The organism is Ihubacter sp. rT4E-8 (assembly GCF_049852125.1).
Taxonomy (GTDB): Bacteria; Bacillota; Clostridia; order Peptostreptococcales; family Anaerovoracaceae; genus Senimuribacter.
Genome location: NZ_CP187532.1, coordinates 729,718 through 743,716, shown reverse-complemented (window position 1 = coordinate 743,716; position 13,999 = coordinate 729,718). Strand labels below are relative to the sequence as shown.

The following is a 13,999-nucleotide window of genomic DNA, read 5'->3' as shown; positions in this document are numbered from 1 at the left end:
TCTCCGTTAAATTGCAAGGTCAGGAAAAGCGTCTAATGTCAAATCATCCGCTCCCTGCTCCCTGTACTTATAGTAAGCGGCGCAAGCGATCATAGCGCCGTTATCCGTACACAGAATCGGGTCTGGTACATACAGCTTTACACCCGCCCTTTCACAGGCCGCGGCCAGGTCTGAACGAAGTCTGGAATTAGCCGCTACCCCGCCGGCAAGTACCAGGCGCTTCTGCCCGCGCAATCTTACCGCTTCCATGGTTTTGGTAACGATAACCTCCACCACAGCGGCCTGAAAGCTGGCCGCTACATCAGCCACGCTGATTTCTCGTCCCGCCTGCCGTTCTGTATTCAAATAGTTAAGTACCGCGGTCTTCAACCCGCTGAAACTAAAATCCAGGCTGCCCTTCTCCAGATAAACCCGCTTGAAGTGAATCGCCTCAGGATTTCCCTCCTTTGCCGCCTTATCCATCTTCGGTCCGCCGGGATAACCCAATCCGATGACCCTGGCCACCTTATCATAAGCTTCTCCTACAGCGTCATCCCGGGTACTGCCTAACACTGTGCATTGACCATAGTCAGTCATTTCCACGATGTTGGTATGTCCGCCGCTGACAACCAGGCTCATGAACGGCGGCCGAAGATCTTTATCCTGAATAAAATTAGCGCTAATATGTCCATGCATATGATTCACGCCGACCAGAGGAATTCTCTTTGCAAAGGAGATCGCCTTTGCCGCCGCTACTCCCATCAACAGAGCGCCGATCAACCCCGGTCCATATGTGACGCCGATCAAATCTATATGGTCTAATGTGACGCCGGCTTCACGCAGAGACCGTTCAATCACCGTGTTCATATTCTGCAGATGGTGCCTGGATGCAATCTCCGGCACAACGCCGCCGAAAGCCGTGTGTATATCGATCTGTGAGGATATTACGTTAGAAAGAACCTGTCTGCCGTCAGCCAGGATCGCCACCGCCGTTTCGTCACAGCTGGATTCAATTCCCATCGTCAAAAATTTTCCGTCTTTCATGTCTTACCTTCCTTCCGGCGGCTCCAATTCCTATCGGAGCAGACAGCGGTCGTCCGCCCCCAGATGCCTGCAATTCTCGCAGGACTGATAGTCCGCCATGGAAAACATATCAAAATCATGTCTTCTCTCAAATCGATGACATCCGCCGTAGACCTCCATCAGTCCGCCGTGACCCTCAATATCGTCATAAGGCCTCTTTCCTTCCATATTTCCCACCTCCTGTCGGTATTTTAACCCTCCCGATAAGGAAATATGCAAGGACAAAAGCCCTTCTAACCAAACCGCCACATGATCACAGCATCCTCACCGCCTACTTCATAGTAATGCGGGCGCACACCGACAGCTTCAAAACCAAATTTCTCATAAAGGCCGATGGCAGCCTCATTGCCGGCCCGCACCTCCAGAGTATAATTGACCAGTCCCAGCTCTGTACCGAGCCGAAGCGCTTCCTCAATAAGAGCGGCGCCAATCCTCCGCCGCCGGAAGTCAGGAGATACAGCCACATTGTTGATATGTCCCTCGTCCACAATGGCCCAAAAACCCACATATCCTACAACGCGGCCGTCCAACTCTGCTACAACATAGAGACATCTGGGATTCTCCATATCCTCCGCCAACGCCTGTTCAGACCATGGATCATCAAAACAACGCTGCTCTAAATCCGCCATATCATCCACATCCGCAGCCGTCCCCAGTCTGATTAAAATCTCATCCATCATTACCTCGCCAAAAAACGAGCCATCTTGGCCTTCCGTTGCTTTTCCAAAGTTCCATCTGCCAGCTTTTGCTCCGCCTCCGTGGCGCGCATGTACACAGGCGTCAGTTCCTCTACCGTCAAAGCATGTCCGTCACGGTATTTCTCAAACGCGCGCCGCGCGGTCATAGAAGCTCTCTGATACCGTTCTTCCTCACTAGCCAATTCCACCTGCCAGCTGCAGTAAGACGCAGTCAGCTCCGCCGTAAAATCTGCCAACTCTTTGCCATAAGCGTCAATACCGTCGCCGTAAAACACGATCCTTCCTGCCACAGGAATGCCGCAGGCGGTTTCTGCGCTGCGCTGATCCAACTCACCGCGGATAGCGTCAAAAACGTCTGTCAACATATACGGCCCGCTTTTCAAAATATCGCCTCCGTCTTCTCCAAAGACAGCGCCATAAACCTGCCCTCTCCGCGCGTTGATAATAGGCGCGATTACTGTCTGCCCATCATTCTTCAGCTTAAAGGAATCCAACGTAGACACAGAGATTGCAGGAATATCCAGCGCCTGACAGATCGCCCTCGCACTGGTAACGCCAATGCGGATGCCCGTAAAAGACCCTGGTCCAACCGAAGCCGCAACCGCAGTGAGATCATCGGGACAGATGCCCCTTTGATGGAGAAGTCTCTCTGCCATAGGCATCAGATCCTTCAAATGATTCATGGCTTCTGGCGACACGGCTTCCGTGATCTTTCCGTTACCGTCAATGAGGGCCGCTGAACCTACGGGACCGGTTGTTTCAAGTGCTAAAATGTACATTTATATATTCGCTCTCCTTCGTTCTCGCCATATTCGATGAAAATGCAGAGTGTATCGTCTGGCAAAATTTCCGCCGCCTGATCAGCCCACTCTACGATAGATACGCCGCCTTTGTAGAAATATTCCTCTGCTCCGATTTCAAACAGATCTCCGCTTTCTCCCAAGCGGTATACATCGAAATGGTACAGCGGCAATCTCCCGGAATGGTACTCGCAAACAATCGTAAAAGTAGGGCTTGTAATCATTTCCCTGACGCCAAGCCCCTCTGCAATGTATTTTGTCAGTGTAGTTTTGCCTGTACCCAAATCGCCGATCAGAGCGACGACGGTATTCGGCTTCAAAGCGTCTGCGAGATGATGGCCAAAAGCCTTCGTATCTTCTTCATTTTTAATGATGATTTCACGCATAATCTTCCTCAATTTCCTTTATGAAGGAATGGAGAAATACGCTTATAGATCAGGAACGTGACCAGCGCGTTGATACCGCCCTTCAGTAAATTAAACGGAATGATAACCGGCGCCAACATAGCCGCCACGGCAGATCTCGGCAATCCCATATACATCGAAGTGATAAAATAGTTGGCTACGCACATCATAGCAGTCATGGCGAGCACGCCGACGATGATAGCGATAATCGCTTCTTTCTTCGACTTTTTATGCCGATATAGCGTTCCCGCGATTACGGCAAAAAGACCTGTGGCAAGCACATGCATTACGAAACCGTAAACGCCGTCGCCTCCCAGAATGAATGCCTGAATAAAGCTAACTACTACGGTAACGATCAGTCCCGAAATCGGTCCAAAAGCAAAGGTTGTGATATAAATCGGGATATCCGCCGGGTCATAAACCAAAAATGGCGCCGGTGGAAAAGGAATCCTGATAAGCAACATCAAAACACAGGATATGGCGGTAAGCAAGGCTAGCTTCGCCAACCTGGCCGTACTTATTTTACGGTTCATGATTCTGTTTCATCCTCCTTCAAAGTAAAGTCTGGCTGCGTCAGCGCATATAACGCATCGGCATATATCTTTGTCATCTGCATAAAACGCTCTATAGAAAGTCTCTCGTTTTTCTGATGCATCAGATCCTCATCCTCTGGAAACAACGCGCCAAACGCGACTACATTTTCGGCTGCTCTGGCGTAAGTTCCCGCTCCAATGACCAGGGGACGACTTTGCCCATCACCGGTATTATCTTGATAGACTTTCATAAGCGTACGAATCAAAGGATCGTCAGGCTTCATATAAATAGGCGGCTGACTTTTTCTTCTGATGATACCCATCTCATACTGATCGATGAAAGGACGGATGCCATCATGAATCTGTTCCTCTGTATAAGTCACAGGGTAACGGATATTGACCGTCAGCGTTACTGCTTCCTGATCCCCTTTGATCATTCCCACGTTCAGCACCAAATCGCCTGACGGCGTGTCCTTAAAGCCGCATCCCAGGGACTGACCGTGAAGTTCAAAACCGATGCAGCGGTTATAGAAGTCCAGAAAGTCATTAATTTCATCTCCAGCCAAGTTCAATTCGCCAAGAAAATCCATCATAATGGATATAGCGTTAACACCAGCCTCCGGCGTAGCGCCATGAGCGGATTTTCCCTCTACTGTAATTTCCAGTGATTTACCTACGCCCTTTGTCAAAACGCGGCAACCTGTCCTCTCTCTGTAAGCGGCCGCCAATTCCTTGATCTGTCCATAGACAGCGGAATCCTCCGCGTTAACTACCGCCCTGGCCTTCTCCGCCACCATGTTAGCGGCGTTTCCGCCTGTCAGGCTTCGCAAAGCAAGGCCTCCCTGCGTCTTTGTCAGCTTCTTTGCAATCTCATATGTAACAATGCCCTTTTCCCCGTATATCACAGGGAATTCAGCGTCAGGCGTAAAGCCGTAATCAGGCTTTGATTCCTTCCTGAAATAGTAATCCATACCGCTCCATGCAGTTTCCTCATCCAATCCCAGAATCAAACGGATCTTCTTTGACGGTACATAGCCCGCGTCCTTTAATGCTTTCATGGCAAAAAGAGCCGCAACTACAGGGCCTTTGTCATCCTGTGTTCCTCTGCCGTAAATATATCCATTTGTCACCGCGCCACTAAACGGATCAAAGGTCCATCCGTCTCCTTCCGGCACAACGTCCAGATGGCCCAGAACACCTACGATTTCCTCACCTTCACCAAAGTCGATGTGGCCTCCGTAATTGTCAACATTCCTGACTTCAAACCCCATTGCCTCTGCTTTTTTCAGTACGCACGCAAAAGCATCCTGTACTCCTTTTCCGAAAGGGAAAAATTGTCCCTCGGCGGTGGTGACAGGACTGCTCAGCACGCTGTTAATGGAAACGAGATCCTGCAGAGTTTGTATCTGCAGATCCTCGTTTTCTTCAATGTTTTTAATATAGTCCATTAGTCTACGGCTTCAACTCCAGCAATTTCCGGATAGCTTTCCTTCAGAACTCTTTCGACGATTCCCTTCAAGGTCATTCTTGCGCCCGGGCATCCTGCACAGTGTCCCTGCAGTCTTACCTTTACAACGTTTTCCGGTGTCAGCTCAACGAACTCAATGTCTCCGCCATCTCTCTGCAGAATTGGTCTGATCTGCTCTAATGCTGCTTTAATTTTCTGTTCCATTTTTATCTCCTTTATATATAAATTTCTAAAAGTTAACAAATTTGTTTTGCTCCGCCGCGGGTTATTTTCATCTCAACCAAAAGTAAATACCGTAACAAAGACGCCGTTCTGTATCATGTTTACATGAATTGTCTTTTTCGGTTCTCCCGTCGGGCCAAAGGATATATCGCCAGAAACCCCGGCATACCCTTCCGTATTCTTCATAGCCTCTTTGACGGCATATCCGTCTACGGAACCTGCCTCCTCAATTGCCCGGAGAGCAATCATATAGGCATCAAATCCCAAAGCAACAGCCTCAGGCGGTTCCTCTTTCCCATACTTTTTCTGATAAGCGGTAAAAAACTCTTTGTATAAATCGCTCTGCATATCCTCTGCTGAGGTTTTACTGCTTTCCGTCTGATCATCCTGGCCGTCTTTGTTCGCATCCTTTTCCTGAACTGCCTGTCCACTGGCAACCGCAAGCGCATCAGACGCGGTTGCAATTTTGATTGCCGGATATTTTTCCTGCAATTTCAGTAAATCCTCGCCATTCCAATCCTTTGGTCCAATAAAAACTATATTGGTCAGAAATGCCTTTGACGCGGTATCAAAGACCTTCTCTGCCGCAGACAACGGCAGCGGCATAAATACGGCCCGTACACCAGATTGCTTCACTTTTTCTATGCAATCGCTATAATCCTTAACATTCTTATCTATCTGTATGTCCGCCTCAATAGCATTGGCATCCTTTGTCAGCTCCTTCATGCGGCTTGTGTATCTGCGCACCAATTCACTGACAGAATCCTCGCCCTTCTGCTGAATCACTGCGGCCTTAACCTGTCCCAGGCATGTATAAGTGAAATCCGCCAACGCGCTGCCTTGATCAGCATCTGTAAAAGATACACGGAAATAATAATCATTATTGGCTGTAATCAGCGGATTGGTTACCGTCATAGCAATTGCTGGAATCCTTGCCTCGCCCAACTGCCTGCTAGCCACTAAAGAAACTGCGTCGCCATAGCTTCCCAAGACCACCGCCGGTTTTTTATCGATCAGATCACCAACAGCAGATTCCGCAACATAAATGCTGCTCTGCGTATCCGCATAGACCAGTTCCACATCCTTCTCGAGCACCTTTGGATACAGCTCATGGGCCAACTCAATGCCACGCATCTCCCATTCGCCTTTACCGCTGTCATTTCCCGTCTGCGGCTCCAGTACGCCAATCCTAACCGTATCCGCCTCGGCGCCATTTTTAGAGAAAAAAGCTTCTTTGAAATTGTCAAATGTTGTACAGCCTGCTAACGCTGACGAAACCAAGGTCAACATCAAAGCCAATGCCAAAATCGCCGTCGTTTTTCTTCTCATAAAATCCCCTCTTATCTTCTGTAACGTACATTTCATTATACTGACATTTAGCGGAAATGTAAACCTTTTTTATGTGAAAGTTCATGACAGGCATATGAAAACTTCTTACCCGCCAGTCCGAGATGCGGCAGTATCCAAAAAATTTGTCAACCAGCCCATAGACACGTACAGCAAACAAATACCGGCCGAAATACACCCGGCCGGCTAACAATACAGTTATTTCAATTATCTGTCCGAAGCAGCTTTCTTAACAAATTTAACCGCTTCAACGATTTTTTACAATAGCGTCAGATCTTTTCCCGTGATTTAGACAAAAACGCCTGCGTCCGCGGCGAACGCGGGTGGTCGAAGATTTCCTCCGGCGTTCCCACTTCCTCAATTCTGCCGTCCGCCATAAAGATGATTTTATCTGCGACACTTCTGGCAAATTCCATCTCATGGGTCACAACAATCATGGTACTGCTGCTGTCTTTTAACCCTTTGATAACCTTCAGCACCTCGCCGGTCAGTTCCGGATCCAGCGCGGAGGTCGGTTCATCGAAGCACAGAATATCCGGATCCATCACCAGGGCTCTGGCAATTGCCACGCGCTGCTGCTGCCCGCCGGACAACTGACAGGGATAGCTTTCCAGCTTATCTGTAAGGCCGACTCGCGCGATGGTTTCCATCGCATGTGCCGAAATTTGTTCTTCCGTCCCTTTCTGCTGCAGTGTCGGCGCCAGCGTCACATTCTGCAGAACGTTATACTGGGGAAATAAGTTAAATGACTGAAAAACCAGGCCAAAATGCAGTCTACTGTCACGAAGCTCCTTTTCATTACGGCATTGGGTTACCCCGCCTTCATAAATGATTTCTCCGTTAACAGAAATCGTACCTATATCAGCATATTCCAGGAAATTCAGACACCGCAGCAGCGTCGTCTTTCCACCGCCGGAGGCGCCGATGATCGCCAGCACTTCCCCTTTTTCCAGCGAAAAATCAATGCCTTTCAAAACTTCGACTTTCCCAAAGCTCTTTCTCAGATTCTTTACTTCTAAAAATCCCATCGTTACCTCCCTAACTGCTGAAATAACTTAATTTCTTTTCGATCTGCCCGAAAATGATGACCAGCACGCCGCTGAACAGCAGATAAAAGATCGCAGTCATAAACAGCGGCCAGATAATGCCGGCGCTTTTGATGAACGCCTGCCCTGCCCAGATCAGTTCATATACAGAAATAATTCTCGCCAGGGAAGTATCCTTTACTAGCGTGATAAACTCATTTCCCATAGGCGGAATGATTCTTTTGACGACCTGCAGCAACACAATCTTAAAGAAAATCTGCCGTCTGGTCAGTCCCAGCACCTGTCCCGCTTCGTACTGTCCTTTGGAAATGCTTTCAATGCCTCCTCTGTAGATTTCGGAAAAATAGCATGCATAGTTAATAATGAAGGTAACAGTTACCGCGGTAAAACGTCCGGCGCTGCTGCCGCCCCAGAGCTGGTAATCCAACAACAGGCCGGGACCGAAATACACAAGAATCAGCTGCAGCATCAGCGGCGTACCTCTGACTACCCAGACAATGGCTCTTGTTAAGAATCTCAACGGCTTTAATTTGCTCATAGAACCGAAAGCGATAAACAGACCCAGGGGCAGCGCTCCCAGCAGGGTAAGGACAAACAATTCAATTGTTACCAGAAATCCGCTGGATAATTCCAGCATTACTTGTTCCATCATAGTGCTTTAGCTTCCTTTATTTCTATCTGCTCCATCTTATTTCTGTTCGATCACAGATTCCTGTACGCCGTATTTCTTGGCAATCTTCATCATGGTTCCATCTGCATAAGTGTCTTTAAAGAACTGATTCAACGCTTCAACAAGATCAGATCCCTTGCGGAAACCAACGCCGTAATCTTCTTCATTCAGCGCGACAGTGTATGTAAGATCTTTGTAGCTGGTACCTTCGCCAATCATAGCGCCTGCCATCAAAAGGTCAATGACGCACGCCTCAGATGTGCCTGCGGCAACTTCCATCAACGCGTCAGCCTGCGTCTGTACAGAAACAACTTCACAGTCCATACCTTTGAGAAGCTTTTCTCCCGCAGAACCAGCCTCCGCCGCAAAGGACAATTTCTTAATGGCGTCTTCCGTCTGATAATCTGCTGCCTTTTCCTTCGGAACAACAACAACCTGCGCGTTTTTGCAGTACGGTACAGAAGTTCCCATTGCAGCTTTTACCTCGTCTACCAGCGTCATACCGTTCCATACTACGTCGATGCTCTTTCCTTCCAACTCCATAATTTTATTGTCCCAGTCAATGACAATAAATTCGACGTCAACACCCAGACTTTCTGCAAAGGCTTTTGCCATATCCGCGTCAAAGCCGATCCATTCTCCATTATCATCTTTGTAATCCATCGGCGCAAACTCCGTAATGCCAACCACCAGTTTTCCTTTATCCTGTACATACGCTTTGTCAGACTCTGTACCTGCGTCCTTTTTCTCTCCACCACAGGATGCCAGAGTAAAAATCATCACCAGCGCCATTACCAGCGCAAATACTTTTTTAAAATTTTTCATTGTGTATACCTCTCTTCAATTTTAATCGCTCGACGACTATTATACTTTAATTCGATAAACTAGTAAAGCACTTTTTCGGAAATTCCGGAAAAATATTTGTTTCCCCTTCTTATCAATACGATTTCAAAATCAAAAAGGCGCAGTCACTATATTTTCTTCGCAAAAATTCTACAAAGCTTCACAAAATTTAGTGTTAACATTGAAAGAAATTGTGGTACAATATTTTTATCTTAAAGAATATTAAATTACAAGGAGGAATTAGTATTATGAAATGGGTATGTTCCGTATGCGGTTACGTTCACGAAGGAGATCAGCCACCTGAAAAGTGCCCTCAGTGCAAAGTACCTGCAGACAAGTTTATCAAACAGGAAGAAGGAAAAGTAGAATTTGCTGACAAGCACGTTGTCGGCGTTGCACAGGGTGTTGACCAGGAAATCATCGACGGTCTGCGCGCTAACTTTGAAGGCGAATGCTCCGAAGTTGGTATGTACCTGGCTATGGCTAGAGTTGCACACAGAGAAGGTTATCCAGAAATCGGTCTTTACTGGGAAAAGGCTGCTTGGGAAGAAGCTGAACACGCTGCTAAATTTGCAGAACTGTTAGGCGAAGTTGTAACTGACTCCACGAAGAAAAACCTGGAAATGAGAGTAGAAGCAGAAGCAGGCGCTTGCGCAGGCAAAAAAGCGCTGGCTACAATGGCAAAACAGCAGAACCTGGATGCAATCCACGATACCGTTCACGAAATGGCAAAGGATGAGGCTAGACACGGCGCTGCATTTGAAGGTCTTCTGAAGAGATACTTCGGCTAATAATCATTCCTTCAAAGCTGTTGAAAGTTCAATACTTAGAGGATAGGGAAGCTCGAAAGAGCTTCCTTTTTTCTTTTTGGTAAATCAGTTTTCAAGAAAAATAGGCTTGTAACTTTCTTGTAACTTTTCACCTTTTCCAGTCATAAAAATCATCAAACTGGTAACTTTTTGATGTTGTAACTTTTTTCACTAATATTATACCACATAGATGTTGAAATTTCAACGATTATATGAAATCCAAGAGCATCTTTTTATGTTTTATAACATCTCTTATACATCTTTCATCAACTCCTCTTTATCTTTTTACATCTTCTAAAATCTTCCTTCTGAAATTCTAATTTTTTTCAACTTTTTTACGAAATATGGAATTCCAATAAACGTTTATATTTCAACATTTATAAGCATTTCACTTTCCCGGGTGAAAACCTACTTCGGTATTAGTTTCAATACTATTATTATGGTAATATATATACATAAGGTGAGGGAAACAAAGAAACCTCCAAATAGCGAAAATAAGGGTTGCGACCAAGCGCAGAGCCAGAGGGCAAGAAAGGAAACTAAAATGAAGAATATCAATGTAAATCCAATTACCGAAACTATCGAAGTATCTAAAGCATTTTTAAAGAAAGCAAGTGTATATGGCTCTGCTGAATACTTCGCACTGAAAGAAGTTCGCTCTTCTGAACCAACCTTTACAGTGAAAGAAATCACCATCAAAAAGAACGCAAGCAAAAAGACCTATGGCAGTCTGACCTTTAAAGCCATGATTGCACACATCAAACTTGTCGAAACTGATGAGGAGGAGAGAGCCAAAGCCTTGAAGGAGTTAGAAGAAATCAAGACTTACTCTGCCGCAAGAGGTTCTTCTTATCCAATCGTCAAGAAATGGTTCTTAAACAAATACAAAGAATCCTATGACAACTTCTTAAAGGATACAGAAGAAAACGAAGAAAAAGCAGCATAAATCAATCATCACTTAACATCAAATAACATCTGTCAAAACGAAAGGAACGAAAACTATGAGAAAGAATTATGAAATCAACTTCACCACAAAAACTATCACCATTACAAAGGCTTTCAGTGAAAAAGCGCAAGACTTTGGTTCAGAAGAATTCAAGTTATACAAACAGTTTCAGAGTGAACTTCCAGAATTCTCTATTGTTACTCCTGCGCCAAAGGCAAGAAAAAAGAACAGCAAAATCACCTATGACAAAATGGTAAAATACATTACCTGCCAAATGGATTCTACTGTTCTTTTGAAGAGGTTCGCCGAAGTCAGAGAACTGTCCAAGGCTACCTCTGCGCCATACAACTTTGTATATAGATGGTTCATTACTACATTCCCAACTTATGATGAACTTCCAGAATTCGATGAGAAAGGAGACATCATTCCAATGTATGACCTCGCCGCCGCTGGCATTACCTATGAAGAAGAAAGCAAGTCTGCGGCATAGCAAAAGAAAAGGTATGACTACAAACAGGTAGCCACACCTTTTCCTTTATTTACAAAATAGATTCAACTACCATAATGACCTTTACACTGATAGACCTCAATTTCCCCCTCTACAATGCGATAAACCAAGCGATTTACTTCATCAATGCGCCTACTCCAATAACCACTTAAATTTCCTTTTAACCCCTCTGGCTTACCAAGACCCTCAAAGGGACTGCGTCCTATATCTTTAAGCAAAGCATTGATTCTTTTCAGCGTTTTCTTGTCCTGCGACTGCCAATAAAGATATTCTTCAAAGGCTTTCTCTGTAAAAACGATTTTACTCATCAGCCATTGCCTCTAATTCTTCCATAGATTTTGCAATAGTCTTTCCTTTTGCCATCTGCTCAATGCTTTCATGTAAAGCTGCCATATTCATATCGTTGTAGAATGGGTCTATGGAAACATCAAAAGGAATTCTCTTTTCTCTACTGAGTTTCTTGGCAAAAATAGTAAATGCAGCAGTCATACTTAACCCAAGTTCATCACATACATTCTCAACATCTCTTTTCAGATTATCGTCCATTCTAATGGAAACTGTAGCCATACTATCAACTCCTTTCAAAACTATTGTACATCTTTTTTCGTACTATGTCAATACAATGTATTCCTTTTGTTGAACAGAGGGGGATGATTTTAGGAAAAAGAAACTTTACTCATGTAAAACCCCACCTACCCTGCGGCAGTCGTTTCATGAATCCAACTATCGAAGTTCAGCCTTATCAATGAAGAATCGAATATAGTCAGCCAATTCATGATAATCTTCCATTTTGTCAATCTTCGCTAAAATCTCGTCATAAGTGAGGTAAAAAAAGTTTTCCAAAAAAACTATGCTCCTGTAAATCCTATTGATGTCCTGTTTAATATCATTCAAAACCAACTTTGCTTCTGTACCAATCATAGTATCCTCCTTAAAATCCCAACTTCTTGCTTAGCGCAAGTACATCATCTTTTTCGATTTCAACATCAGTTACCTCTTCAATCTCCTGTGAATCATAAGGTAAATCTGAATGAGAAGGTAAAAGAGAAAGAGAATGATAATTGCATTCTTCTTTCATGCCGCAATTTGCTGTATCCTCCTCAAAAAAATAGTCTTCTGGTGGAAGATTCTCAAAACCATACTCTTTCACTCTTCTTCTGATTGTATCTACAGAACAATTAAATTTCTCTGCGATTTTTTCTCTTGTCAGTCCTTGCCGCAAATACTGCAACAGTTCTCCTTCTGGAACTTCAATTTTCTTCCTGTAGTTCGACTTTGCGCTATCAATGCTTGCCATAACATTATCAAGACCATAAAGCCATACATCATCATTCTCTTCTGGAACCACTCCATAAAGTCCATACTGCATAACTGCGTCAATATAGCGATTTGCGCCCTCTGTTTTCTCTGCTTTTACTAATCTCTCAAACTGTGCATATACACTTTCATACAGTACAAATGACTGCTTATAATTTTTTGTTGTCATAAATTTTCTCCTTTATCTAAAATGTTGATGGGAATAAAAAAGAAGCGTCAACAGAAAATCAACTGCCAACGCTTCACATATATCTAAAAACAGCCATGCTGTGAGTAATCCATTATTAAATATTACTTCTATATATATGTATAAGTATGGTGATTGACCCTCTACTAATTTCTTGCTGAAATTCTGGCGCAGACTGCAAGGAAAAATCCTTTGCAGTAAAACTGCGCCTGCCGCAAGTTTCTTCTTTTCTCACTTTCTATATATATTATATATGGAATTTATTGTAAATTCAAAATTTGAAGAGGGTCAAATTTTGAGCAGTAAAAAATCCACACAGCAGTGCGCCATGTGGATAAAACATTTTATAGTCCTAACAGTTGTTTCTTCTTCATTTCAAATTCTTCTTGAGTGATAATTTCCTCATCAAACAATTCCTTGTATTTTTTCAATTCTTCGACTGGTGAAGTAGGTGAACTACCTTTGACTTCTAACTGATACTCCTCTTTACTCAAAGTTCTCAAATCAATAGAACCACATTTAGGGCATTTGTTGTAATCTATAATCTGATTCAAACTATTTTGTGCATTTGAATTATAAACAGCACCAGTTGTAGTATTTCCGCCAAGTGTCCCACCTAAGGCAGCTACAGCTGAAAGTTTTGCAGTCCTATTTTTTTCTTTATTTGCCAATACATCCATATTAGTGTAACAAAAAATATGACCACAAACATTACATTTTTTTCTGATTTCACCATCTTCTCTATTTACAATTACTATTTTTTTAGCCTTAGGGTCATAAAAGTAAATTTTTCCTTGAGCAGCTATTTCATTCGCTTTAGCAAAACAAGTTTTACATAATGGATATTTATTTCCTTTCTCATCAGGTACATAGCCATAGGCTAAAAGCATACCACTATAGCACATTTTACATACTTTCACTTTATTTCTCCTTATTTCTTAATACTTTGGGACATTCTGCATCTTTAGGAATATGCCAAGGACTTCCATCTCCATCATGGTCTGCACCTTTAATAAGACCTTCCCTACACCATTTGCTAATAGTCGCTTGACTATATCCCCATCTCTCTGCCATTTCTTTAGTTCCAACTGCGTCGCTCATTTTACTACCTCTCTATCGCTTTTCAAAAATCTGTAATT

21 protein-coding genes are annotated in these 13,999 nt (G+C 44.1%); 3 read left to right on the top strand and 18 right to left on the bottom strand.

Features of this window, described 5'->3' with window-relative positions; translation table 11 throughout:
- Window positions 1-6 precede the first annotated feature (6 nt).
- The 12 genes from tsaD to ACPW7J_RS03680 form a co-directional block, all read right to left on the bottom strand.
- Entirely contained in the window at window positions 7-1,023 is a 1,017-nt protein-coding gene (gene tsaD / locus ACPW7J_RS03735) for a tRNA (adenosine(37)-N6)-threonylcarbamoyltransferase complex transferase subunit TsaD (RefSeq protein WP_161873409.1), read from the bottom strand.
- A 30-nt stretch (window positions 1,024-1,053) separates the two neighbouring features.
- Entirely contained in the window at window positions 1,054-1,230 is a 177-nt protein-coding gene (locus ACPW7J_RS03730) for a hypothetical protein (protein WP_161873410.1), read from the bottom strand.
- 65 nt (window positions 1,231-1,295) lie between these two features.
- Window positions 1,296-1,742, bottom strand: a complete 447-nt coding sequence (rimI, locus tag ACPW7J_RS03725; protein WP_161873411.1) for a ribosomal protein S18-alanine N-acetyltransferase — start codon at window positions 1,740-1,742, stop codon at window positions 1,296-1,298.
- Complete coding sequence (gene tsaB, locus ACPW7J_RS03720) at window positions 1,742-2,539, bottom strand: tRNA (adenosine(37)-N6)-threonylcarbamoyltransferase complex dimerization subunit type 1 TsaB (RefSeq protein WP_425756669.1); 798 nt, start codon at window positions 2,537-2,539, stop codon at window positions 1,742-1,744. The genes rimI and tsaB overlap by 1 nt, the downstream gene beginning before the upstream one ends.
- Window positions 2,527-2,946: a tRNA (adenosine(37)-N6)-threonylcarbamoyltransferase complex ATPase subunit type 1 TsaE gene (tsaE, locus tag ACPW7J_RS03715; RefSeq protein ID WP_161873413.1), complete on the bottom strand. Its 420-nt coding sequence runs from the start codon at window positions 2,944-2,946 to the stop codon at window positions 2,527-2,529. Before tsaE ends, tsaB begins: the two co-directional genes overlap by 13 nt.
- 8 nt (window positions 2,947-2,954) lie before the next feature.
- Window positions 2,955-3,497, bottom strand: a complete 543-nt coding sequence (locus ACPW7J_RS03710) for an ECF transporter S component (RefSeq protein WP_425756666.1) — start codon at window positions 3,495-3,497, stop codon at window positions 2,955-2,957.
- Complete coding sequence (gene pepV, locus ACPW7J_RS03705; protein ID WP_425756665.1) at window positions 3,494-4,945, bottom strand: dipeptidase PepV; 1,452 nt, start codon at window positions 4,943-4,945, stop codon at window positions 3,494-3,496. The genes ACPW7J_RS03710 and pepV overlap by 4 nt, the downstream gene beginning before the upstream one ends.
- Window positions 4,945-5,169, bottom strand: coding sequence for a NifU family protein (locus ACPW7J_RS03700; RefSeq protein WP_161873416.1), 225 nt, complete (start codon window positions 5,167-5,169; stop codon window positions 4,945-4,947). The genes pepV and ACPW7J_RS03700 overlap by 1 nt, the downstream gene beginning before the upstream one ends.
- A gap of 72 nt (window positions 5,170-5,241) precedes the next feature.
- Window positions 5,242-6,516, bottom strand: coding sequence for an ABC transporter substrate-binding protein (locus ACPW7J_RS03695; RefSeq protein ID WP_161873417.1), 1,275 nt, complete (start codon window positions 6,514-6,516; stop codon window positions 5,242-5,244).
- 287 nt (window positions 6,517-6,803) lie between these two features.
- Window positions 6,804-7,562: an amino acid ABC transporter ATP-binding protein gene (locus tag ACPW7J_RS03690; protein ID WP_161873418.1), complete on the bottom strand. Its 759-nt coding sequence runs from the start codon at window positions 7,560-7,562 to the stop codon at window positions 6,804-6,806.
- Window positions 7,563-7,572: 10 nt separating this feature from the next.
- A complete protein-coding gene (locus tag ACPW7J_RS03685) occupies window positions 7,573-8,232 on the bottom strand; it encodes an amino acid ABC transporter permease (RefSeq protein ID WP_425756662.1) in 660 nt (219 codons plus the stop codon).
- Window positions 8,233-8,268: 36 nt separating this feature from the next.
- A complete protein-coding gene (locus tag ACPW7J_RS03680; RefSeq protein ID WP_161873420.1) occupies window positions 8,269-9,075 on the bottom strand; it encodes a transporter substrate-binding domain-containing protein in 807 nt (268 codons plus the stop codon).
- 263 nt (window positions 9,076-9,338) lie between these two features.
- Between ACPW7J_RS03680 and ACPW7J_RS03675 the strand changes: the two genes are divergently transcribed.
- The 3 genes from ACPW7J_RS03675 to ACPW7J_RS03665 all read left to right on the top strand — a co-directional run bounded on the left by ACPW7J_RS03675 (window position 9,339) and on the right by ACPW7J_RS03665 (window position 11,338).
- Complete coding sequence (locus tag ACPW7J_RS03675; RefSeq protein WP_160202183.1) at window positions 9,339-9,884, top strand: NADH peroxidase; 546 nt, start codon at window positions 9,339-9,341, stop codon at window positions 9,882-9,884.
- A gap of 562 nt (window positions 9,885-10,446) precedes the next feature.
- Window positions 10,447-10,848, top strand: a complete 402-nt coding sequence (locus ACPW7J_RS03670) for a hypothetical protein (RefSeq protein WP_425756660.1) — start codon at window positions 10,447-10,449, stop codon at window positions 10,846-10,848.
- 55 nt (window positions 10,849-10,903) lie between these two features.
- Window positions 10,904-11,338 (top strand): hypothetical protein, encoded by a 435-nt coding sequence (locus ACPW7J_RS03665; RefSeq protein ID WP_425756658.1) that lies wholly within the window; start codon window positions 10,904-10,906, stop codon window positions 11,336-11,338.
- A 62-nt stretch (window positions 11,339-11,400) separates the two neighbouring features.
- Here ACPW7J_RS03665 and ACPW7J_RS03660 read toward each other — a convergent pair whose 3' ends face one another.
- The 6 genes from ACPW7J_RS03660 to ACPW7J_RS03635 all read right to left on the bottom strand — a co-directional run bounded on the left by ACPW7J_RS03660 (window position 11,401) and on the right by ACPW7J_RS03635 (window position 13,961).
- On the bottom strand, window positions 11,401-11,664 hold the full coding sequence (locus tag ACPW7J_RS03660; protein WP_425756656.1) for a Txe/YoeB family addiction module toxin: 264 nt from the start codon (window positions 11,662-11,664) through the stop codon (window positions 11,401-11,403).
- Window positions 11,657-11,923, bottom strand: a complete 267-nt coding sequence (locus ACPW7J_RS03655; protein ID WP_425756654.1) for a type II toxin-antitoxin system RelB/DinJ family antitoxin — start codon at window positions 11,921-11,923, stop codon at window positions 11,657-11,659. Before ACPW7J_RS03655 ends, ACPW7J_RS03660 begins: the two co-directional genes overlap by 8 nt.
- 156 nt (window positions 11,924-12,079) lie before the next feature.
- The gene (locus ACPW7J_RS03650; RefSeq protein WP_425756652.1) at window positions 12,080-12,277 is read right to left on the bottom strand and encodes a hypothetical protein; all 198 of its coding nucleotides are present in this window, start codon (window positions 12,275-12,277) and stop codon (window positions 12,080-12,082) included.
- Between the two features lie 10 nt (window positions 12,278-12,287).
- The gene (locus tag ACPW7J_RS03645) at window positions 12,288-12,842 is read right to left on the bottom strand and encodes a helix-turn-helix domain-containing protein (RefSeq protein ID WP_425756651.1); all 555 of its coding nucleotides are present in this window, start codon (window positions 12,840-12,842) and stop codon (window positions 12,288-12,290) included.
- A gap of 362 nt (window positions 12,843-13,204) precedes the next feature.
- Window positions 13,205-13,780: an SHOCT domain-containing protein gene (locus tag ACPW7J_RS03640; RefSeq protein WP_425756649.1), complete on the bottom strand. Its 576-nt coding sequence runs from the start codon at window positions 13,778-13,780 to the stop codon at window positions 13,205-13,207.
- A 1-nt stretch (window position 13,781) separates the two neighbouring features.
- Window positions 13,782-13,961 (bottom strand): helix-turn-helix domain-containing protein, encoded by a 180-nt coding sequence (locus tag ACPW7J_RS03635; protein ID WP_425756647.1) that lies wholly within the window; start codon window positions 13,959-13,961, stop codon window positions 13,782-13,784.
- Window positions 13,962-13,999: the final 38 nt, after the last annotated feature.